Here is a 21,872-nt window from a genome sequence, read left to right on the forward strand (position 1 = left end):
GCCACGTGATTCCTGCCCGGGTGTCCGGATTTCATAGTCACTTTCTTTACTATGCACTTCGTTGTATGGTGCTCCTGCGTCGGCTCTCGCGTCGAGGGCCGCCGGTGCGGAACGGGTCGAGGGAGTCCGGTGGCATGACGATGAACGTGGACGAGGGCGCGAGCCGCTATCCGACGTTGCTGAGCCCGTTGGACCTCGGCCACACGGTGCTGCGCAACCGGGTGGTCATGGGCTCGATGCACACCAAGCTGGAGGACCGGGCCCGGGACCTGCCGAAGCTGGCCGCGTTCTTCGCCGAACGCGCCCGCGGCGGAGTCGCCCTCATGGTGACGGGCGGCTACGCGCCGACGTGGCGGGGTTGGCTGGCGCCGTTCGGCAGCCAGATGACCTCCGAGCGCCACGCCCGGGCCCACCGCGTCGTCACCGACGCGGTGCACGAGCACGACGGGAAGATCCTGCTGCAGGTGCTGCACGCGGGCCGGTACGCGTACCACCCGTTGAGCCTGGGCGCGTCGGGCCGGAAGTCGCCGATCACCCCGTTCCGGCCGCGGGCCATGACCACGCGGCAGGTCGACCGTACGGTGACCGCCTTCGCCCGGGCCGCGCGGTTGGCGCGCCGCGCCGGATACGACGGTGTCGAGATCATGGGCTCCGAGGGGTACCTGATCAATCAGTTCCTCGCCGCCCGCACGAACGACCGCACCGACGCCTGGGGCGGCTCGGCGGCCAAGCGGATGCGCTTCCCCCTCGAGATCGTCCGGCGCACCCGCGACCTGGTCGGCGACGACTTCATCGTGCAGTACCGGATCAGCCTGCTCGACCTGGTCGACAACGCGCAGTCGTGGGAGGAGACCGTCGAGCTCGCGCGCGGACTCGAAGCCGCCGGAGTGTCGATCCTGAACACCGGCATCGGCTGGCACGAGGCGCGCGTACCCACCATCGTGACCTCCGTGCCCAGCGGCGCCTTCGCCTGGGTGACCGGCAAGGTCCGGCAGGAGGTCTCGATCCCGGTCGTGGCGTCCAACCGCATCAACCGGCCCGAGACCGCGGAACACATCCTCGCCTCCGGCGAGGCCGACCTCGTGTCGATGGCCCGCCCGCTGCTGGCCGACGCCGAGTGGGTCACCAAGACCGCGCAACGGCGCGAACGCGAGATCATCACCTGCATCGCCTGCAACCAGGCGTGCCTGGATCACACGTTCCAGAACCAGCGCGCCACGTGCCTGCTGAACCCCCGCTCCGGGTACGAGACCGAGCTGGTCCTGTCGCCCACCCGTACGGTGAAAAGCATCGCGGTGGTCGGCGCCGGCCCGGCCGGGCTGGCCGCGGCGATCGAGCTGGCGGGCCGCGGTCACCGGGTGGAGCTGTTCGAGGCCGCCGACACGATCGGGGGCCAGTTCCGGCTGGCCGCGCGGATTCCCGGCAAGGAGGAGTTCGCGCGCACCCTCGACTACTACCGCCACATGATCGAGGTGCGCGGTGTCACCCTGCGCCTGGGCGTCCGCGCGGACGTGGACGACCTGGCCGGATACGACGAGGTCGTCATCGCCACCGGCGTGCGGCCCCGGGTGCCGGACATCCCCGGCGTCGACCATCCGAAGGTCCTCACCTACCAGCAGGCCATCGGTGAGGGCGCCGTCGTCGGCGACCGGGTCGCGATCATCGGGGCCGGCGGGATCGGCTTCGACGTCGGCGAGTTCCTGCTGCACGAGCAGAACGAGCCGCTCGAGCACTGGCTGCGCCGGTGGGGCGTCACCGACCCGGAGAACGCGCGCGGCGGCCTGACCGACAAGGTGAGCCCCATCCCGCGCCGGCAGGTCTACCTGTTGCAGCGCAAGGCGTCCGCGCTCGGCAAGGGTCTGGGTAAGACCACCGGATGGGTGCACCGCACCACGCTGCAGGACTCCGGAGTCACGATGCTGCGCGCGGTGGAGTACGTGCGCATCGACGACGAGGGCCTGCACATCTCCGTCCCCACCGATCCGCGCGATGCCAAGGCCCCGCGCGAGAGCCGGGTGCTCGACGTGGACACCGTGCTGCTCTGCGCCGGGCAGACCTCGGTCCGCGACCTGGTCGTCCCGCTGCAGGAGCGCGGCGTGCGGGTCCACGTCATCGGCGGCGCCGACGTCGCCGCCGAACTCGACGCCAAGCGCGCCATCAAGCAGGCCACCGAACTCGCCGCGCGGCTCTGAGCCCGTCCCGTCACATCGTGGAGCCCGACATGCACCGCACCGCACCGCACACGAAGTACGTGACCACGCGGATCGAGGACGGCATCGCGCAGGTCCGCCTCGCCCGGCCCGACAAGCTCAACGCGCTCACCCTCGACACGCTGGACGACCTGATCCGGACGGCGCGGTGGCTGCGGCGCGACCGTACCCTGCGGGCGGTCGTCATCGCCGGTGAGGGTGCGTCGTTCTGTTCGGGCCTGGACTTCGCGACGGTGTTGCGGACGCCCGGCCGCATCGTCCGGTCGTTCGTTCCCGCGCCGTGGCGGGGCACCAACCGCTTCCAGGAAGCCTGCTGGGCGTGGCGGCGCATTCCCGTGCCGGTCATCGCGGCGGTGCACGGCCACTGCTACGGCGGCGGCCTGCAGATCGCGTTGGCCGCGGACCTGCGGTTCGCGACGCCCGACTCGGCGTGGTCGGTGCTGGAAGGCAAGTGGGGCATCATCCCCGACATGAGCGGCATCCGCAGTCTGACCGAGGTCGTCGGCGTCGACGTCGCCAAACGGCTCACCATGACCGCCGAGGAGGTCTCCGGCACCGAGGCGCAGCGCCTCGGGCTGGTCACCGAGATCCATGCCGACCCCGTCCAGGCCGCCGTGGACTTCGCCGACCGGCTCCGGACCAGGTCACCGGATGCGATAGCGGCCGCGAAGCGGTTGCTCGACGGCGCGCTCACGTCCAGCGCCCGCCGCACCTTCGCCCGGGAACGGCGCGAACAACTGCGGCTGCTGCGCCTGCCGAACACGGCCATCGCCCGGCGGTCCGCGACCACGAAGAACGCGCCGCAGTTCAAACCGCGCACCCGATGAGGCCCTCGTAGGATGTGATCGTGGCACTGAGGAATGCGTTACTCGCGGCCCTGATCGACCACGAGTCCTCCGGGTACGACCTCGCCAAGAAGTTCCGCGGCTCGGTGGCCAACTTCTGGACGACGACCCCGCAGCAGCTCTACCGGGAGCTCGAAAGGCTGGAAGCCGACGGCCTGCTGTCGGCCCGCGTCGTCAAGCAGTCCACGCGGCCCGACAAGCGCCTCTACTCCGTCACCGACGCCGGACGGGCCGCGCTGTGGGAATTCACCCGGCGCGACCCGAAGCCCACCACCATCCGGGACGAGCTGCTGATCCAGGTGGAGGCGCTCGCGTACGCCGACGTGCCCAGTCTCACGGCGTCGATTCGTACCCGCATCGACGCGAGCCGGAACCGGCTCGCGGGATACGAACGCACGCTCGCCGAGATCCTCGGCGACCGCACCGACGAGGAGTTCGTCGCCACCGGCAGCCGGATCGGGCCGTACCTGACGCTCCACCGCGGAATCGCGTTCGAGCGGGAGAACATCTCGTGGGGACAGCGCGCGCTCGACGTCCTCGCCCGGCGCCATCCCGACGCGTAACGCAGCCGGTCAGCGGAGCTGGTCGAGCCGGGGGCCGTACAGGTCGGTGGGCAGGGCGGTGACGCGCGACGACCATACGGCGTGGCCGTGCCGGGACCACAGCGGGACCAGGGGCAGGTCGCGCAGCGCGACGTTCTCGGCCAGGCGGTAGCCGCGCAGCCGCTCGGTGGGATCGGACCGGCTGGCCGCGGCCGTGGCGAGCCGCCGCACCTCCGGCAGCTCCCGGCCGACCAGTGGCAGCAGCGCGGGATAGGCGCTGGGATACATGACGGTCTGGTCGACGAGGAACATGCCGTCGGCGGGGGTGCCGCCGGTCAGCGGGCTCGGCAGCACGCTGAGGTGCAGCGCGCGCCCGAGTTGGTCGGCGAGGGCGGCCACCCAACCGGCCTGCGACGGCTGATACCACAGGCGTACGGCCCCGGCGGGCGCGCCGCCGAGCCCGGCGAGCGTGGCGCGGGCGGCCGTCTCGTCGTGCTGGCAGGCGCGGCACGCGCCGCTGCGCGCACCCGGGATCCCGGGCGGGACCAGCGCCGTCGACGGCGACACCTGGTGGCCCAGCGGACCGGCGGCCAGACCCGCGCGATCGATCGCCAGCGAGACCGCGTGCCGCACGCCCGGGTCGGCGAACCGCCGGTCGGTCCGCGCGAAGCCGAGGTACGTCACCGCACCCAGCGGCCACGCCCCGTGCCGGGCGCCGAAGGCCGTTCCGAATGCGGCGTGCCGGTCCGGTGGCAGATCGGTGGCGAGGTCCAGGTCGCCGCTGGAGACCTGGGCGTACTGGGTGGCCGGGTCGAGCACCCGCAGGTCGATACGGTCCGCGGTGGGCCGGGGTCCGGCGTATCCGGCGAACCGGCGCAGGGTGGCGCCGTGGCCGGGGCGCCACGCCCCGTCGAGACGGTACGGCCCGGTGCCGACCGGGCGGGCGGCGAACCCGGCCCAGTCGCGGGTGGACAGGACGGACTCGGGCAGCGGCTGCAGTTCGGGCGCCGACAACGCCAGCGGCAGCTCGGCGAACGGCGCCTCCAGCGTGACCTCGACGGTGTCCTCGCCGGTGACCCGGAGGCCGGGGATGTCGGCGTGCCCCGGCCGCCCGCCGCGGACCCGCAGGGTGTCGGTCAGCAGCCCGGCGCCGCGCCAGCCCTGCGCCAGGGTGGCCTGCCAGGTGCCGGCGACGGCGCGCGCGGTCACCGGCGTACCGTCGTGGAACCGCCATCCCGGGCGCAGCCGGATGGTCCAGACCCGCTGGTCCGCGCTGGTCACGGAGGCGGCCAGCCGGGGCACCGGCCGTCCGGACGCCTCGACCTCGGTCAGCGGGGTCCACAGTGCGCTGAGCACCAACCGGCCCGCCGGATCGTCGACCAGGCCGGGCAGCAGCGTCGCGGGCTCGCCGAGCCCCACCGTGAGTTTCGACGGGTCGTCGCGGGTCAGGCCGTAGGTGGCGGTCGCAGTGACCGCCAGCGCGGCCACGGTCGCCGCGATCACCAGCGTGGTGCGCATGCGCGGATTATTCCGGCGCCCGCCGTTGAAAGGAAGTGACGAACGTCGATACTCTGGGTCGGCTGGTTGCCCGCTCGACGAGGAGAGTGGCCATGTTGATGACGCGATGGTGGCAACCGGTGCTCGTCCCGGCCGTGGTGGCGACCCTGCTGCTGACCGGCACCCCCGCCCGGGCCTGCGATCCCGACGACCCACCCCACGGCGGGACGGCGGCGCACCACGAGGCCGCCGCCGGGTCGGTGCGGCACCATCACCACCAGCACGCGGCCGGAGCCAGCAGCAACCCTGAGCTGCTCGGCACGGTGGCCACGGCCACCGGCGCCATTTCGATCAACTTCCTGGCGTACGGCGACGGCCGCGACGTCATGCTGGTCACCGGCACGTTCGGGCTGCGCTCGTACGATCTGGCCGACCCCGCCAATCCGCGGCTGCTCGGCGAGTTCGCGCTGCCCGGCATGTGGCAGACCGAGAACACCGAGGTCGACCCGGTGCGCAAGCTGGTCTTCCTGGCGCGCGACCCGCGGGCCTTCGGCGGTGACGTCGCCACGGGCGAGTCCGGCGTCTACATCGTCGACGCCAGCCGGCCCGACCAGCTGCGCCAGCTCAGTTACGTCCAGGTGCCCGCGGGGCACACCACGAGCTGCATCAACCACTGCCGGTACCTGTGGACCGGCGGCCCGGCCAAGTCCAGCACCATGCCGACCGAGTGGGGCGGCCGGCCGATCTGGGTCACCGACGTACGCGACCCGAGCCATCCCACGGTCTTCCCCGACCCCATCGACCTGGCCCGCAACGACGGCAAGACCGACTACGCGCACGACGTGCAGGTCGACGCGGCCGGGGTGGCGTGGGTGTCCGGGCGCGGCGGGGTCCGCGGCTACTGGACCGAGGGCCGGCGCTGGGATCCGGTACGCAAGCGGACCCGCACCGCCACCGCGATCGACCCCGTGCCGTACGCCGGGGGTGGCATCGCCGAGACGGCCGCGCCCTCGCGGTTCATGCACAACAGCCACCGCCCGGCCGGGGCGCGCTGGGCCGACGGCGGGTGGCGCCACGGCGACCTGATCTACGTCACCGAGGAGAGCTTCCAGGCGGGCTGCGCGGCGGACGGGGTCCTGGTCATCGCGTCGCTGACCGGCTCCTATCAGGGCCAGTCGTGGCGTTCCACACCCCAGCAGCCGTTCCGGCTGGCGACCGTGGGCACGTGGAGCGTCGCGGGCCAGGAGGGCAGCGACCCGGTCAGCGAGGACTGCTCGGCGCACTACTTCGACGTCCACGGCAAGGTGCTCGTGCAGTCGTTCTACGCGCAGGGCACCCGGTTCATCGACGTGTCCGACCCGACCAACCCGACGCAGATCGCGTACCACCGGCCGGCGGACGGCCGCGCCTGGGCGCCGTTCTGGCACAACGGTCTGGTCTATGTCGCGGACAACACCCGCGGCGTCGACATCCTGCGGCTCACCAGCGGGTAGCGCGATCGGGGTGACCGAGGCACACCCTCCAGATCTGACTCCGTGCCCCCGCCGGATCCGGCGGGGGCACGGGTCGTTGCGCCCGAGCGCGGGAGCTATCCCGAGCAGGTCAGGTCGGCTGCGGGCAGATCCCCGCTCGTGAGGTAGCCGTTCACGGCCGCGTCGACGCATGCGGAGCCGCGGAACAGGTAGACGCCGTGGTCGCGGGCACCCTCCAGGGTGATCATGCGGGAGCCGCCGAGGGCCCGGTGCATGGCCTGGCCCATCTCCAGGACGGAGTTGACGTCCCCGGCGGCCTGGACGATCAGCGCCGGTACGCCGTTGCGGATCCGGATCGGGCGTTCCCGTGGCGGCCGTGGCCAGAACGCGCACGGCGTGATCGTGGCGCCCAACGGGCCGAACAGGGACGCCCCGGCGCGCGCCGCCTCGGCGCCGCGCCAGTACGCCTCGACGTCGCGCGACACGGGCGCGTCACCGCACTGCACGGCCGTCGACGCGCTGCGCAGCGCCGAGTCCCGGCCGGTCAGCTGCCCGGCCAGGGTGGTCGCCAGGGCCGGGGTCGGCTCGGCGCGGCCGGTGTCGGCCGCCCGCACCAGGACCCGCAGGGTGGCCGCCAGTTCACCGCCGCTCTCCGCGCTGTCGTCGACCAGCAGGTTGGCGATCACGCCGGGGATGACGGTGTCGTCGACGGAGTAGCGGCCCACCCGCAGCGGTCGGCGGGCGGCGGCCAGATAGACCCGGTCGACCGTGCCGAGCACCTGCTCGGTCGTCGACCCGAGGTGCCACTCGTCGTCGCGCGCGGCGGCCTGCGCGGCCCACTCCCGCAGCGCCGCCTGCCGGCGGGCGGTCACCGTACGGTCGGACAGCACCGTCACGCCGGGCCGGTCCGGGTCGACGACGCTGTCGAGCACGAACCGTCCCGCCCGCTCCGGGAACCGCTGCAGGTACTGCGCGCCCAGGTAGCTGCCCTGCGAGTAGCCGAGGAACGACAGCTTCGGCGCGCCGAGCGCGGCCCGGATGACATCCATGTCGCGGGCGGCGTCGGCCGCCGACGCGTACGCGAGCAGGTCCGCCCCGGTCCGGCCGCACCGGCGGGCCAGGTCCTTCGACAGCCGGACCATCCGGTCGAAGCTCTCCCGGTCGGCGCCCGCGGAACGCGGCAGCCAACTGGCCGGCCAGCCGCAGTCGATCGGCGTGCTGCGCCCGGAGAAGCGGATGTCCATGCCGATGATGTCGAACCCGGCCCCGGCCGCGCCCATCGCCTCCCGGGCCTGCGGGACGGTGGACAGCACCGGGTTCGCGGGGCCACCCAGGTTGAAGATCAGCGGACCGGCGTAGTGGGCCGGGTCGGTGGCCCCGCTGCGGGCGATCGCGACCGTGATGGTGCGCCCGTTGGGGCGACCGTAGTCCAGCGGCACGCGGACGTCGGCGCAGCGCACTCCCGCGTCGTCGAGCGCGCGTCCCTCGGTGTCGTCGGCGCCGCGCTGGCACGACTTCCAGTCCACGCGCTGATGGTGGAACTGAGCGAGCCCACCCTCTGTGTCCTGCGTCGTACCGGCCATGGCGGCGGGCACCACGGTCAGTCCCGCCGTGGCGGTCAGCACCGCCGCCAGGACCGCGTACCGTCGTGGTCGTTTCATCTGTCCTCCTGAAAGAGTGGGTGACTCAGACGTCGCGGCGGCGTAGCCGCCACGCGGCGAGCCCGAGCACGACGGCGGTATAGAGGCAGAACAGCCCGAACCCGGTCCACGGGCCGAGGGTGTCCGGGTCCTGGCGCACGGCCGTGACGGCTGCGCCGGCGGGGGTGGGCAGGTACCGGTAGACCGCGTCCGCCACAGACTCCGGCAGCAGCCCCAGCACGAGTTGCGGCGCGAACAGCAGCCCGAACAGCGCGGAGATTCCGGCGGCGGTGTTGCGCAGCAGCGTCCCCAGACCGAGGCCGAGCAGGCCTACCACGGTCAGGAACCACGCACTGCCTAGCACGGCCCGCCCCACGCCGGGCTGCCCGAGGCCGGTGTCGAGGTGCTCGGCGGACAGCACCGACTGGCCCGCGACGAACGCCACCACGGCGGCGGGCACCGCGACCGCGACGGTGGCCAGACCGAACGTGACCGCCTTGCCCCACAACACCGGCAGGCGGCCCGGCACCGCCGCCAGGCTCACCCGGATCGACCCCGTGGCGTACTCGCCGCTGACGAACAGCACCCCCAGGACGCCGATCGCGAACGGGGCCAGCTGGACACCGGCGAGACTGACCGAGGTCGGGTCGAAGGTGGACGGGTCCGCGGGCGGGCGGGCGACCCGCAGCGCCGCGTACGCCACCCCGACGCCGACGACGAGCGCGACCGTGGCCGCCAGGCACCAGATCGTGGACGCCAGCGAGCGCAGCTTCGTCCACTCCGATCGGACGACACGCACCGGGGTCACCCGGCGCGCGACGGGGGCAGGGGCGTGATGCGTCATGACGGCACTCCGGTGGTGAGCGCGCGGTACTCGACCGCGTCGCGGGTCTGGTCGACGAAGGCCTCCTCCAGCGAGGCCTGCTGTGCGGTGAGTTCGAGCAGGGTGATGCGCGCCGCGGCGGCCAGCCGGCCGATCCGGTCGGTCGTGGACCCCGCCACGGTCAGCGTCTCGCCCCCGTCGAACGAGACGTCGACCCCCGGCCCGGACAGCCGGGCGGCGAGTGCTTCGGGGTGGGTGGTGCGTACCCGCACCACGCCGCGGTCGCGGGCACGGATGAACTCCGCCACGCCGGTGTCGGCGATCAGCCGGCCCTGCCCGATGACGATGAGGTGCTGGGCGGTGAGGGCCATCTCGTTCATCAGGTGGGAGGAGACGAAGACCGTACGGCCCTCGGCGGCGAGGTCCCGCAGCAGCGTGCGCACCCAGCGGATGCCCTCGGTGTCCAGGCCGTTCAGCGGCTCGTCGAGGACGACGGTGCGCGGATCGCCCAGCAGCGCGGTGGCGAGGCCGAGCCGCTGCGCCATCCCGAGCGACAGCCGCCCGGCCCGCCGCCGCGCCGCCCCGGACAACCCGACCGCCTCGATGACGTCGTCGACGCGGGAGCGGGGGATGCCGCTGGTGCGGGCCAGCGCCAGCAGGTGGTGGAACGCGCTGCGGCCGGGATGGAACGAGCGGGCCTCCAGCAGCGCGCCGACCTCCCGCAGCGGCGCCGCATGCTCGGCGTACGGCCGGCCGTTCACCAGCACCGCACCGCTCGTGGGAGCGTCCAGCCCCAGAATCATCCGCATGGTGGTGGACTTGCCGGCGCCGTTCGGGCCGAGGAAGCCGGTGACCATTCCCGGACGTACGGTGAAGGTCAGGTTGTCGACGGCGAGCTTGTCGCCGTACCGCTTCGTCAGGGCGCGTGCCTCGATCATCGCTGTCGCTCCTCGTGTCGTCGTGCGGCGTTCACGCTGCCAGCGCACGGCGGCCCGGTCAGTGGGGCGACCCGTCGGTCCGGCTTGGGGTTTTCCCCACCCCGGGGGAGGGCCTGCCCGGTGGCCGTCCGGTGCCGGGGGTCCCTACGGTGATCACATGACCTCGGGCGGGAACGACGACAAGACGCGCGGATGGCCGCTGGCCGCCGTACGGGCGCTGGCGTCGCCGCACGCCTGGCGGGCGACCTTCCACCTGATGGCCGGGATGTTCCTGGGCGCCACCACGGCCGCGACCGTGTGGCTGCTGGCCGTGCTGTGCTCGGCCGCCGTGGCCAGCCTCGTGCAGGGACCGACCGGCGACCGGCTGCTCGCCGTGTTGTATGTGTTCGTCGCCGTGCTGGTCCCGTTGGTCCTGCTGCCGTGTGTGCGGTTCCTCAGCGCGCTGCAGCGCGAACGCTTCCGGGCGTTGCTGGCCGTCGAGATCGCCGCGCCGCGACACGACCCGGGCACCGGTTGGCTCCGGCTCCTGCGGCCGTGGACCGCCGGGTCCTCGTGGCGGCAACTCGCCTACCACCTGCTGGCCCCGCTGCTGGGCGTCCTCGGCGGCGCGGTCGTCGTACTGTGCTGGTCGGCGCCCGTGCTCGCGGCCCTGCCGGACGGCGGCAGATCCTGGCCGGAGAATGTCGGGTGGTTCGGCGGCGCCGTGGCGTTGCTGCTGGCCGCGCCGTGGGTGGCCCGGGGCCTCGCCGCGGCCGACACGGCCGCGGCGCGGCGCCTGCTCGGCCCCGACCGCGCCGAGGCGCTCGCCGCGCGGGTCGAGGCGCTGGCGCGCAGCCGGGCCGAGCTGGCGGACGCCGCCGACGCCGAACGCCGCCGGATCGAACGGGACCTGCACGACGGCGTGCAGCAACGCCTCGTCTACCTGGCGATGCGGCTGGGCATGGCCCGCGCCGCCCTGAGTGACGCCGCGCCGCAGGTCCGGGACGTCATCGCCGAGGCCCACGACGAGGCCACGGCCGCCCTGGCGGAACTGCGCGACTTCGTGCGCGGCCTGCATCCGGCCGTGCTCAACGACCGGGGACTCGACGCGGCGCTCTCCGGCGTCGCCGCGCGGGCGCCGCTGCCGGTGAAGCTGCGCGTCGAGGTGGCGCGGCGCTGTTCGCCGAGCATCGAGGCGATCGCCTACTTCGCGGTGTCCGAGGCGCTGACGAACGTCGCCAAGCACGCCGACGCCAGCCGGGCCGAGGTCGTGGCGCGACGCGCCGGTGACCGGCTGGTCGTCACGGTCACCGACGACGGTCGCGGCGGCGCCTCGGCCGACGGCGCGGGAACCGGGCTACGCGGCCTGGCGCAGCGGGTGGCCGCCGTCGACGGCGCTCTGACCGTGGTGAGCCCGGCGGGCGGCCCGACAACCGTTACCGTGGAGATCCCATGCGAGTAGTCCTGGCCGAAGATTCCGTCCTGCTGCGCGCCGGTCTCACGAAACTGCTCACCGACGGTGGCTTCGAGGTCGTCGCGGCGGTGCCCGACGCCGAGGAGTTGCTGGCCGCCGTCGACGCGCACCGGCCCGACATCGTGGTGGTCGACGTGCGGATGCCGCCGACCCACACGGACGAGGGCATCCGGGCGGCGCTCGTCATCCGGCGCCAGCACCCGAAGGTCGCGGTGTGCGTGCTCTCCCAGTACGTGGAGGAGCGGTACGCCACCGATCTGCTGTCGGTCGACACGCGCGGCATCGGCTACCTGTTGAAGGACCGGGTCGCGCACGTGTCCGACTTCCTCGACGCGCTGCGCCGGGTGGCCGCCGGTGGCACGGCGCTGGACCCCGAGGTGGTCGCCCAGCTCCTCGTGCGCCGCAACGACCCGATGGGCCGCCTGACCCCCCGGGAGCAGGAGGTGCTGCGGCTGATGGCGGAGGGCCGGTCCAACACCGGCATCACCGAGGCGCTGCGGGTCAGCCACAGCGCGGTGGAGAAGTACGTGAGCAACATCTTCACCAAACTCGACCTGCCGCCCACGGACACCGACCACCGCCGGGTGCTGGCCGTGCTCAGGTACCTCGGCACCTGAGCACGGCGTTGCCGCCTCAGGAGGTGGCGAAGAACGGAGTGCGGGCCCGGATCGTCCTAGCGGAGCTTGTAGGCGATCAGTGACTTGGTGAGACCCATGGCCTTCTCCGCCCGCAGCACCGAATCCGGGAAGTACGCGCGCATCTGGGTCTTGTCCAGCAGTTCGATCCAGAGCACCCGGGACAGCGCCTCCGCGCGGGTGCGGCCCGGCGTGTAGGCCAGCGGCCAGGTGCGGGCCACCTCACGGCGCGCCGCGACCGGCAGGAACTGCATGCCGGGCGCCACCCAGTGCGGCTCGATCGGGAAGTACCGGTACGGCGTCTGCACCCAGTGCGCGGGCGCCAGCGCGTGCACCGACTCGGCGAACCGCAGCCGCCGCTCGTGCCCGCCGACATGCTCGATCACCGAGTTGCTGAAGGCGAGGTCGTAGCGGCGGGCGGCGATCGCCTCGGGCAGCGCGCAGGCGTCGCCGTGGCTCACCTCGACCCAGTCCGGCAGCTCGGCCGGGGGCGCTTCCAGGTTGACCACGTGGACGTGCTTGGGGCGTACCGGGAGCCGGCGCCAGAATCCGACCCGGCCGCCGAGGTCGACCACCGACATCTCGGGCAGCTCGGGGAACGTCTCCACCAGCCAGCGCGAACGGGCCTCCCGCCGCTTGGCGCCCCACGAGCCGGGGCTGTCGACGAGTCGCCAGCGGAGAGCGTGAATATTCACTGCGGCAGATTACTGGACGGTCTGCAGCCAGTCCCGCCACCGCCGTACCTCGCCCGGGTCGATCGGCGACGCCCAGGTGCGGTCGCGGCGTACCGCCGTGCCGGTGTGGAAGGCGTCGACGCCGCCGCCGAGCAACGGTGCGAGGTGGTGCTCGCGGAGCGCGCCACCGGCGACGATGCGCGGCCTGCGGGCCGTCTTCGCCTCCGTGATCAGCGTGTCGAGTCCTTCCGCGACACCGGACGGACAGCCGGAGGTGAGTACCGCGTCCAGCCCGCCGAGCCCCTCGATGGCCTGCCAGGCCGCCCGCCGGTCCGTGGCGTGGTCCAGCGCCTTGTGGAAGGTCCAGGCGCAGCCGTCGAGCACGGCCAGCACGGCATGCAGCGACGCGAGGTCGACCTCGCCGCTCGCGTCGAGGAAGCCGAGCACGAACTCCTCGGCGCCCGCGGCCCGCAGCGCGTCGATCGACCGGCGCAGGGAGTCCAGGTCTCCGGCGGCGAAGCCGTCCTGTTGCCGCAGCATGACGCGGATCGGAAGGTCGATCTCCGCGCGTACGGCGGCGAAGGTCTGCACGGTCGGCGTGAGCCCGAGGCGGTGCATGTCGCTCGCCAGTTCGACCCGGTCGGCGCCGCCGGCCGCCGCGTGCCCCGCGTCGGTGGCATCGAGGGCGATCACTTCGAGAAGGGCCTGTGGCATGGTGCGATCATGTCACGAAATCCGCTTTATTTTTAGTAAACCTTCCAGTACGGATGGCCGACCTGCACCATAAGTCCATCTTTTCGTATTTGCGCCAATGGTCTGAGTGGACCGTCCACAGTAGCCGTTTGCCGACAATGGGGCTGAAATTCGAAGGACCCTCGCGTACGATGCGCTGGCTTGATCAACGTCCAACATCGAAACGGGGTTCTGCATGTCCCTGCTCCACCGGAAGGTGCTGGCCGGTTTCGGCACCACCGTCGCGGCTGTCGCCTCCACCGCGTTCCTCGCGAGCCCGGCTCAGGCCGCTTCGGCCGGATACGCCCAGGTCGTCGGCTCGTCCACCGTCCAGTTCAACGCCCAGAAGGGCAAGGCCAACAGCCTGACCATCACCATCAAGGGCCGGACGGTCACACTCGACGACAAGGTCGCCCTCAAGGCCGGCAAGGGCTGCAAGGCGGTCAAGGGCGACAAGACGAAGGTCAAGTGCACGACGTCGAAGAAGACCAAGACCCTCAACGTCTCGCTCGGTGACAAGAACGACACGGTGACCAACAAGACCGGCGTCTACCTCCTGGTGAACGGCGGGTCCGGCAACGACACCCTCAACGGTGGCAGCGGCAAGGACGAGCTGCAGGGCGGCTCCGGCAACGACAAGCTGATCGGCAACGGCGGCAACGACCGGCTCTACGGCCAGTCGGGCGCCGACACCGCCTTCGGCAAGTCCGGCAACGACCTGATCGCCGGCGGTACCGGAAACGACACGCTCGGTGGCGACACCGGCAACGACGAGATCGTCGGCGAGAGCGGCAACGACTCGCTGTACGGCTCCTCGGGCATCGACACGCTGGTCGGCGGCACCGGGGCGGACAAGATCTCGGCGGGCGACGGCGACGACATCGTCGACGGCGAGGCCGGCGTCGACAACATCTCGGGTGGCAACGGCAACGACGTCATCCTCGGCGGTGCCGACAACGACAGGATCGACGCGGGCGCGGGCGACGACGTCGTCTTCGGCCAGGCCGGAAACGACACGATCTTCGGCCGCGCGGGCATCGACCTCCTGGCCGGCGAGGAGGTCGACGATGACCTCAAGCCGACCGGCAACGCCGCGGCCGTTGACATGATCGACGGCGGGGACGACCTGGACCTGTGCTTCGCGGCGGCCGGCCGCGCGGACAACTGCGAGAACCCGGCCGAGCCCCCGGCTTCGATGAGCTTCGCGCCCGTCCAGCAGAAGGCCGTGGCCAGCCTCTCGGCCGACCTCGCGAAGGCCACCAAGTAAGGACAGCAGCACCGACGGCGGCCCGGCCGGGCGGTGCCCGTACCTGATCGGTACGGGCATCGCCGCCGGGCCGCCGCGGTGTTTCGCCCGCCCGCCGCAGCGCCTGACGGCAGGGCGGGCGTCGGCCCGAAACGGGGGTCGCCGCGCGGGCCGCCGCCCGGCAGACTGTGCCGATGATCCGTACGCTCGCACGCCGCATGGGCCGGAGACGCTGGTTCGCCCGGGCGGGCCGCCTCCTGGTGCCCGCCGACCGCCTGGTCAGCCGCCTTACCCGGGGCCGCGTCGTGGCGCTGGGGCTGATCCCGTCGCTGCTGCTCACCACCACCGGGCGCCGCTCCGGCCTGCCCCGCAGCAACCCCCTGCTGTACGTCCGCGACGGCGACGCCTGGGTGGTGGTCGGCTCGAACTGGGGTCAGGGGCACCAGCCCGCCTGGGTGCACAACCTCACCGCCGACCCGTCCGCCACGGTCACCGTCGGCGGAGCCGAGCATGCGGTACGCGCCCGCCGGGTCGACGGCGCCGAGCGGGACCGGTTGTGGGCGCTGCTGGTCGCCGAGTGGCCCGCCTACCCGGCGTACGCCGAGCGGGCCGGCGGCCGCCCGATCGAGGTGTTCCGCCTGGAACCTTCCACCTGACACCGGCGGCCGTCCCAGTCTGAGGCCAGGCTCCCGGGCAAGTGGATCTTCTCAGCATGTCCGGGTGCCCGCCGATGGGATCGGTGACACCGGGTTCGGGCGATCAGTCCGGAACGTCGAGATCACACCACGGTGCGGTGATGGATCCCGGTGGCCGTCGCCGGGCCCGGCAAGGGTATGGACCAGACGAGCGCCTCGCACCACCGCAAGCCCCGTCCGTCGGTGCTGCCGCGCCGGATCCGGCTGGTGCTCGCCGCGACCACGGCCGCGACGGTGACCGGTGTCACGCTGACCGCGCTGCCCGCGGCCGCGGCCACCAGGACGGTGTCGCTGCAGGGCGAGGCCATGACGATCTCCTCCGCGCACGGGGGCGACTACCGCGACCGCCGGGCCTCCGGTGGCCGGGCGCTGGCCATCTGGCACCGGGCGACCGCGTCCGCGACACTGAACACCCCCGTGCGCGCGACCAGGCTGCAGGTGACCGCGATGGGCGGCCGGTGCGGCACCGCCGTCCCGCAGATGCGGGTGACCGTCGACGGGGTCACGGCGGGGGTCCGGCGCGTGTCCGCGACCCGCTGGACGACCTACACCTTCACCGGCTCCTGGGCGGCCGGCAAGCGCCGGGTCGGGATCACCTTCCTCAATCCGTACGGCACCAAGAAGTGCGACCGCTTCGTCGAGGTCGACCGGGTCGTCGCGGCCGGCACCGCAACCGCCCCGACCGCCCCGCCGGTCCCGGCCGAGAAGACCGCCCCGGCCGGGTTCGTCACCCGGTCCGGCAGCAAGCTCATGCTCGGCGGCAAGCCGTTCAAGTACGTCGGCCTCAACGCGTACGGCATGTCGGGGTGTGACGGCCGGGCGTGGAGTGACACGCAGCTGGCCGACTACTTCGCCCGGCTGGCCCCGAACACGGTCACCCGGACCTGGGCGTTCCGGCCGTTCGGCACCGCCGCGCTGGACCGGATCGTCGCCGCCGCCGCGGCGCACCAGCAGAAGGTCATCTTCACGCTCGCGGACGGCCGCAACTACTGCGGCGAGCACGACGGCGCCGTGGTGCCCGAGGGCGGCGACAAGTCCACGGCCTGGTACGCGGGCGGCTACCGGACGAACTACCTGCCGTGGGTTACGACGGTCGTCTCCCGGTTCAAGGACGACCCCACGGTCGCGATGTGGGAGATGATCAACGAGCCGGGCTCCTTCTCCTCCGCCGCGTACACCGACGCGCTGGTCAAGGGGTTCTTCGACACCACCGCCGCGAAGATCAAGTCGATCGACCCGAACCACCTGGTCGGCACCGGCGTGCTGTCGGAGGACATGAAGGGCACCGGCGACTACGCCACCCTGCACGCTTCGCCGCACATCGACGTCGCCTCGCTGCACGAGTACGAGTACGACTGGAACGCCAGCAACTCGATCATCACCGGCCACCTGGCCCGGGTGCTGGCGCAACTGGCGCCGGTCGGCAAGCCGGTGATCATCGGCGAGACCGGGGTGCAGGCCGGTCCGGGCTGCCGGACCAGCGTGACCAGCCGCAACAGCGCGATCTCGCGGAAGCTCACCGGGTACACCGCCTACCCGGCGGTCGCCGGGGTCAACGTGTGGAGCGTCGTGCAGTACGACCCGTGGAGTCGCGAGCGGTGCCCGCTGGAGATGCCCGCTAACGACCCGGTCCTGTCCACGGTCCGCAGCGTGCAGGCCGGACTCAACGGCGAGTAGCTCAAACGCCTCGTCGAGGCGGGAGTGCTGGAGCGGCCCGCACCGGCCTCCGGGACGACTCCTGATCCCGGCGGGACGCGGCGCTCAGCCGCCGTGGAAGACGCAGCCCACCCGGGCGCCGTCGCCCACGCTGACCACACCGACGTCCGGGTCGGCGCTGCCGCGCACGAAGCCGCCCGCGTAGCCGTCCTCGGCGTGCACGCCCGGCTCGCTCAGATACAACCCCCAGTTGAGGAACAGGTCGCGCACCCCGCCCGCGCCGTCCGGGAACGGCTCGGCGATCGGGCGGACCCGCTGCTGCACCACGTACGGGCCGTCCACGGCGGCGGCGACCTGACGTTCCCACTCGGCCGGGCTCGCTCGCCAGCCCGCGACGACGCCGCTGCCGCCGTGCAGCAGGGTCGGCTTGAGGACCAGTTCGTCCTGGCGGGCCACGGCGTAGGACAGCAGGTCGACCCGGGTGCCGCCGGGGTCCGTGGCGTGCGGGCGCACGTACCGGGTCCACGGCAGGAGCCGGTCGAGGCAGGCCTGCTCGCCGGCGTCGAACTCCCCGCGGTGCCGGTCGTCGGAGAGCATCGCCAGGGTGCCCTTGTTGCCGTACAGCTCCGCGTCGAGGCGGCTGACCAGGCCCACCCGGCCCCGCTCGACCGCGGTCAGCAACGGCTCCAACTGGTCGGCGACCGCGTCGGTCAGGTCCTCGGGCAGGAAGTAGCGCAACACGATGTCGACCGGGCGGCCCGCGACGGCCGGGCGGCCGTTCGGGTAGGTGAACTCGCCGAGGTGGCAGGCGATCCCCTCGACGCCGTAGCCGGCCAGCTTCCCCGCAAGCACGCGCAGCCGGGGCCCCACGATCGCGAAGTTGTCCACGGTGTCCACCACGGCGACCACCGGCGCCCGCCCGCTCGGCAGCACGGCGGCGCACTCGGCGAGCATCGTCTGCACCATGCCGCCCAGCGTGTCCCGGAAGCCGAGCCCGTGGCGCCCGGCGAACTCCCGCAGCGGCGGGTACGCCAGCATCGCCCGGTTGATGTCGGCGTTCTCGAACCCGCCGAGCGCGCTGGTGATGTTGAATTCGAGCAGCTGGAACCGCGTGCCGTCGTGGTAGAGGTCGGCGCGCCCGAGCGGGTGCAGGGCGCCGGTGCGGGCACTGCGCGCGGTCAGCGCCCGCTGCTGGGCGGTCATCCCGACCGCCTCGGCCAGGGCGGTGACGCTGCCACCGAACACCCGCTCGGGCAGCGACCGCAGCAGGCCGTAGATCGTCCGGAGATCGAGCGTGAGCGCCGCGCGCTCGTCCGCACCGAGAAACGCGGGCCCGTTCAGCAGCCGCCCCCGGTACGCCAGGGTCAGCTCGGCGTTGTCCCGGGCGGCGGCCGCCGGGTCACCGGGCGCCGCCCGCGCCAGCCGAGCGGCGTAGGCGTGACCCAGCGCCGAGCGGCGCACCTCGGGCGGGCTGGTGGTCGTCATCGACCGTCCTCTCCGGACTCGGGGGCCGCTCCGGCCCGTTCGGCGCGGGTGATCCAGTGCCGTCGGGCGCCCACCAGCAGGGCCGCCGCGACGGCCGCCATCACGACGGCGCCGATGCCGAACACGGCCGGGGTGCCCGCCGCCGCGGCGACGATGCCACCGGCGGCCGCGCCGATCGGCAGCCCGCCCCAGGCGACCAGCCGGTACACGCTGTTGGCCCGCCCGAGCAGGTGCCGGGGCACCAGCGTCTGCCGCAGCACCACCACCACGACGTTCCAGGTCACGGTCCCGCAGGCGAACAGCGCCAGGGCGGCCCCGGCGGCGTACGGCGACGGCACGGTCGCCAGCACCGCCTCGCTGGTGGCGATCAGCGCGGCCGTGGCGACCAGCGCCGCCTCCCGGCCGAGGCGCCGGGTCAGGGCCGGGGCGAACCGGGACGCCAGCACCGCTCCGACCGCCTGGCAGGCCAGCATGATGCCGTACCCGAACGCGGTCAGGTGCAGCACCCGGGTGCTGTGCACGACGAGCACGGCCAGCATGGCGTTGCCGGCCAGGTTGATCAGGCAGGACAGCAGGGCGAGGGTGCGCAGCAGGTGGTGGCGGGCCAGCCACCGGGCACCGGCCATCATCTCCGACCACATCCCGGCCGCCGGTGGCCGCGCCTCGACCGGCCGGTTGCGCCTGATCCCGCTGATCAGAATCGCCGAGCACACGAAGGTGGCCGCGTCGAGCCCGAACGGCAACGCCACCGCCACGCTGAACAGCAGCGCTCCGAGCAGCGGGCCGACGAACCCCGTCCCGGCCTCCTGCGCGGCCATCACCCGGGCGTTCGCCGTGGACAGCCCCGACTCCGGGGCGATGAACGGGACGAGCACCTGGGCGGCGTTGCGGCAGAGCACCTCGCCGACGCCCAGCAGGAACATGCAGGCGTAGAAGAGCGGCAGTCCGGCCCAGCCACCGACGATCCCCACCGCCAGCAGCGCGAGCAGGGCGGCCCGGACGAGGTCGACGCGCACCATCATCTTCCGCAGGTCGAGGCGGTCCACCAGCAGCCCGGCCGGGATCCCGAACAGCACGAACGGCGCGGTGAAGGCGACCGACGCCGCGCCGATCAGGCGCGGGTCGTCGGTCAGGCTGGCGGCCAGCAGCGGAGCCGCCGCGATGGTGACACCGTCGCCGATCGCGGAGACGGACGCGCCCCACCACAGCCGGGAGTAGTCGCGGCCCAGCCCGGGCCGCGCGGCCACGACGGTCACCGGGTCATCGGGCGTTCGCCCGTACGCGTGCGATCCACTGCTCCACCTCGTCGCAGGTGCGTGGCATCGCGGCGGACAGGTTCTCGCAGCCGTCCTCGGTGACCAGCACGTTGTCCTCGATGCGGACGCCGATGCCGCGGAACTCGGCGGGCGCCAGCAGGTCGTCGGCCTTGAAGTACAGCGCGGGCTCGACCGTGAGGACCATGCCCGGCAACAGCTCGCCGTCCATGTAGTCCTCGCGCAGCAGCAGCTGGCAGTCGTGCACGTCCATGCCCAGGTGGTGCGAGGTGCCGTGCACCATCCAGCGGCGGTGCCAGCCGCCGGTCTCCTTGTCGAGGGTCTGCTCGACCGTGACGCCCTCGGGCAGCAGCCCCCACTCGTGCAGCTTGCGGGCGATGACCGCGTTGGCGGCGGCGTGGATGTCGCTGAACTTGTTGCCCGGCTTCACCGCCGCCATCCCGGCCTGCTGTGCTTCGTACACCGCGTCGTAGACCTTGCGCTGCGCGTCGCTGAACCGGCCGGTCACCGGCAGGGTACGGGTGATGTCCGCGGTGAACAGCGAGTCGATCTCCACCCCGGCGTCGACCAGGATCAGGTCGCCGTCGTGGACCTCGCCGGTGTTCTTCGTCCAGTGGATGGTGTTGGCGTGGTCGCCGGCGGCGCAGATCGACTCGTAGCCGACGCCGTTTCCGGCGTGCCGGGCGTGCAGGCCGAAGACGCCCTCGATCCACCGCTCGCCGCGACCCCGGCGGACCGCCTCGGGCAGAGCCTCGATGATCGCCTCGAACCCGGTGTGGGTGGCGGCGATGGCCTTGCGCATCTCGCCGACCTCCCACGCGTCCTTGACCAGCCGCATCCCGGACAGGTGGCGGGCCAACTCCTCGTCGGCCTCCTCCCGCTGCTGTGCGGTCAGGGTCGTGCCCGCCTGGGTGCGTGCGGCCTCGACGAGCGTGGTGAGCTGCGGGTCGGCGTCGCGGACCACCCGTAGCCGGGCGGCGGCGTCGTCCTTGGCCAGGTCGTCGGCGAGCGCGTCGAGGTGGCGGCCGGACAGGCCGAGCTGGGACTCGATGTCGGCGATGGTGGGACGGGGGCCGACCCAGAACTCGCCGTACCGCGAGTCGGAGTAGAACTCCGCGCTGTCGCGCGGGGCCAGCGGGCGGAAGTACAGCACCGCGTGGTGGCCGCCGCCGGGCGCCGGGTCCAGCACGAGCACGCTGTCCGGCTCGGTGTCGGCGCCGAGCCCGGACAGGTGGGCGAACGCGGTGTGCGGCCGGAACGTGTAGTCGGTGTCGTTGCTGCGCACCTTCAGCCCGCCCGCGCCGATGACGAGCCGCTCGCCCGGGAACCGCTGCGACAGGGCCGCCCGCCGCCGGGCCGCGTGGTCGGCGACCTCCGCGCGCGGGGTCGGCGGGCGGTCGCGGGTGGCCCAGCCGGAGGCGATGAACTCGCGGAATTGGTTACTGTCCGGGGTGCTGCGGTGGCTGGCCTGTGCCTGCTGCTCGCTCGTCATGCGGGACATCCTTTCAGGCGGGGCCGACAGATTCGGCAGGCGGTGACATCGATGACTGTGGATGCGAATCGGCCCCGTCGCGGCACCGCAGCAGGAACGAGCGCTCGAAGACGATGACCGTCTCACCGGTCGACTTCGTGCCCGTCGTCTCGACCGTCACGATCCCCTGACCCGGGCGGGAGCGGGACCGCCGCTTGTGCAGGATCCGGCTGGTCGCGTACAGGGTGTCCCCGACGAAGACCGGGTCCTTGAGCCGCACCCGGTCCCAGCCGAGATTGGCCACGGCCCGCGCGGACAGCGCCTGTACGGTCATCCCGCCGATCAGGCACAGGGTGATGCCGCTGTTGACCAGCACCCGGCCGTACTCGGCGGCGGCGCTGTAGTGCTGGTCGAAGTGCAGCGGGTGCTGGTTCATGGTGAGCAGGGTCAGCCACGTGTTGTCGGCCTCGGACAGGGTCCGGCCCGGCCAGTGCCGGATCACCATGCCGGGCTCGAAGTCCTCGTAGTCGCCGCCGTGCTCCTCGACGTACTCGTCGCCCACGCGTCGCAGGGTCATCTGGTCT

19 protein-coding genes are annotated in these 21,872 nt (G+C 72.9%); 9 read left to right on the forward strand and 10 right to left on the reverse strand.

Annotation, left to right across the window (positions count from 1 at the left end; translation table 11 throughout):
* The first annotated feature begins 134 nt into the window (after nt 1-134).
* From EV385_RS20850 to EV385_RS20860, 3 genes are read left to right on the forward strand one after another with little or no spacing between them, the layout of a single operon-like run.
* Nucleotides 135-2,192 carry an NADPH-dependent 2,4-dienoyl-CoA reductase gene (locus EV385_RS20850; RefSeq protein ID WP_278044999.1) on the forward strand — a complete coding sequence of 686 codons (2,058 nt, stop codon included), beginning with the start codon at nt 135-137 and terminating at the stop codon, nt 2,190-2,192.
* Between the two features lie 29 nt (nt 2,193-2,221).
* Nucleotides 2,222-3,037, forward strand: coding sequence for a crotonase/enoyl-CoA hydratase family protein (locus EV385_RS20855; protein ID WP_130510980.1), 816 nt, complete (start codon nt 2,222-2,224; stop codon nt 3,035-3,037).
* 20 nt (nt 3,038-3,057) lie between these two features.
* Nucleotides 3,058-3,618 carry a PadR family transcriptional regulator gene (locus EV385_RS20860; RefSeq protein WP_130510981.1) on the forward strand — a complete coding sequence of 187 codons (561 nt, stop codon included), beginning with the start codon at nt 3,058-3,060 and terminating at the stop codon, nt 3,616-3,618.
* Nucleotides 3,619-3,627: 9 nt separating this feature from the next.
* Here EV385_RS20860 and EV385_RS20865 read toward each other — a convergent pair whose 3' ends face one another.
* Nucleotides 3,628-5,115: an ABC transporter substrate-binding protein gene (locus EV385_RS20865; RefSeq protein WP_130510982.1), complete on the reverse strand. Its 1,488-nt coding sequence runs from the start codon at nt 5,113-5,115 to the stop codon at nt 3,628-3,630.
* Nucleotides 5,116-5,207: 92 nt separating this feature from the next.
* Here EV385_RS20865 and EV385_RS20870 point away from each other — a divergent pair, with 92 nt between their 5' ends.
* Nucleotides 5,208-6,587 carry an LVIVD repeat-containing protein gene (locus EV385_RS20870; protein WP_207229886.1) on the forward strand — a complete coding sequence of 460 codons (1,380 nt, stop codon included), beginning with the start codon at nt 5,208-5,210 and terminating at the stop codon, nt 6,585-6,587.
* Nucleotides 6,588-6,682: 95 nt separating this feature from the next.
* Here the strand turns inward: EV385_RS20870 and EV385_RS20875 are convergent, their stop codons facing one another.
* Genes EV385_RS20875 through EV385_RS20885 form a run of 3 tightly spaced genes read right to left on the reverse strand, consistent with a single transcriptional unit; the run spans nt 6,683 to nt 9,967 of the window.
* A complete protein-coding gene (locus tag EV385_RS20875; protein ID WP_130510983.1) occupies nt 6,683-8,227 on the reverse strand; it encodes an alpha/beta fold hydrolase in 1,545 nt (514 codons plus the stop codon).
* Nucleotides 8,228-8,252: 25 nt separating this feature from the next.
* Nucleotides 8,253-9,005, reverse strand: a complete 753-nt coding sequence (locus tag EV385_RS20880) for an ABC transporter permease subunit (RefSeq protein ID WP_207229887.1) — start codon at nt 9,003-9,005, stop codon at nt 8,253-8,255.
* A gap of 41 nt (nt 9,006-9,046) precedes the next feature.
* A complete protein-coding gene (locus EV385_RS20885) occupies nt 9,047-9,967 on the reverse strand; it encodes an ATP-binding cassette domain-containing protein (protein ID WP_130510985.1) in 921 nt (306 codons plus the stop codon).
* A gap of 157 nt (nt 9,968-10,124) precedes the next feature.
* Here EV385_RS20885 and EV385_RS20890 point away from each other — a divergent pair, with 157 nt between their 5' ends.
* Together EV385_RS20890 and EV385_RS20895 are read left to right on the forward strand one after the other, a co-directional pair.
* Nucleotides 10,125-11,408: a sensor histidine kinase gene (locus EV385_RS20890; RefSeq protein ID WP_130510986.1), complete on the forward strand. Its 1,284-nt coding sequence runs from the start codon at nt 10,125-10,127 to the stop codon at nt 11,406-11,408.
* Nucleotides 11,399-12,037 (forward strand): response regulator, encoded by a 639-nt coding sequence (locus EV385_RS20895; protein WP_130510987.1) that lies wholly within the window; start codon nt 11,399-11,401, stop codon nt 12,035-12,037. Before EV385_RS20890 ends, EV385_RS20895 begins: the two co-directional genes overlap by 10 nt.
* 56 nt (nt 12,038-12,093) lie before the next feature.
* Here the strand turns inward: EV385_RS20895 and EV385_RS20900 are convergent, their stop codons facing one another.
* Both EV385_RS20900 and EV385_RS20905 read right to left on the reverse strand, forming a co-directional pair.
* The gene (locus tag EV385_RS20900) at nt 12,094-12,750 is read right to left on the reverse strand and encodes a class I SAM-dependent methyltransferase (RefSeq protein WP_130510988.1); all 657 of its coding nucleotides are present in this window, start codon (nt 12,748-12,750) and stop codon (nt 12,094-12,096) included.
* 9 nt (nt 12,751-12,759) lie between these two features.
* Nucleotides 12,760-13,443 (reverse strand): copper homeostasis protein CutC, encoded by a 684-nt coding sequence (locus tag EV385_RS20905; RefSeq protein WP_130510989.1) that lies wholly within the window; start codon nt 13,441-13,443, stop codon nt 12,760-12,762.
* Nucleotides 13,444-13,657: 214 nt separating this feature from the next.
* Between EV385_RS20905 and EV385_RS20910 the strand changes: the two genes are divergently transcribed.
* The 3 genes from EV385_RS20910 (at nt 13,658) to EV385_RS20920 (ending at nt 17,079) form a co-directional block, all read left to right on the forward strand.
* Nucleotides 13,658-14,728 carry a calcium-binding protein gene (locus EV385_RS20910; protein WP_130510990.1) on the forward strand — a complete coding sequence of 357 codons (1,071 nt, stop codon included), beginning with the start codon at nt 13,658-13,660 and terminating at the stop codon, nt 14,726-14,728.
* A gap of 173 nt (nt 14,729-14,901) precedes the next feature.
* Nucleotides 14,902-15,363, forward strand: a complete 462-nt coding sequence (locus EV385_RS20915) for a nitroreductase/quinone reductase family protein (protein WP_130510991.1) — start codon at nt 14,902-14,904, stop codon at nt 15,361-15,363.
* Between the two features lie 150 nt (nt 15,364-15,513).
* Nucleotides 15,514-17,079, forward strand: coding sequence for a carbohydrate-binding domain-containing protein (locus tag EV385_RS20920; RefSeq protein WP_130510992.1), 1,566 nt, complete (start codon nt 15,514-15,516; stop codon nt 17,077-17,079).
* Nucleotides 17,080-17,163: 84 nt separating this feature from the next.
* On the opposite strand, the gene EV385_RS20925 is transcribed toward EV385_RS20920, so the two are convergent.
* The 4 genes from EV385_RS20925 to EV385_RS20940 are packed head-to-tail and all read right to left on the reverse strand — an operon-like array spanning nt 17,164 to nt 21,865.
* Complete coding sequence (locus EV385_RS20925) at nt 17,164-18,543, reverse strand: hypothetical protein (protein WP_130510993.1); 1,380 nt, start codon at nt 18,541-18,543, stop codon at nt 17,164-17,166.
* Nucleotides 18,540-19,799, reverse strand: coding sequence for an MFS transporter (locus tag EV385_RS20930; RefSeq protein WP_130510994.1), 1,260 nt, complete (start codon nt 19,797-19,799; stop codon nt 18,540-18,542). The genes EV385_RS20925 and EV385_RS20930 overlap by 4 nt, the downstream gene beginning before the upstream one ends.
* A gap of 4 nt (nt 19,800-19,803) precedes the next feature.
* The gene (locus EV385_RS20935) at nt 19,804-21,309 is read right to left on the reverse strand and encodes an aminopeptidase P family protein (protein WP_130510995.1); all 1,506 of its coding nucleotides are present in this window, start codon (nt 21,307-21,309) and stop codon (nt 19,804-19,806) included.
* Between the two features lie 13 nt (nt 21,310-21,322).
* On the reverse strand, nt 21,323-21,865 hold the full coding sequence (locus tag EV385_RS20940) for a MaoC family dehydratase (protein ID WP_130510996.1): 543 nt from the start codon (nt 21,863-21,865) through the stop codon (nt 21,323-21,325).
* Nucleotides 21,866-21,872 lie beyond the last annotated feature (7 nt).

This window comes from Krasilnikovia cinnamomea (genome assembly GCF_004217545.1).
Classification (GTDB): Bacteria; Actinomycetota; Actinomycetes; order Mycobacteriales; family Micromonosporaceae; genus Actinoplanes; species Actinoplanes cinnamomeus.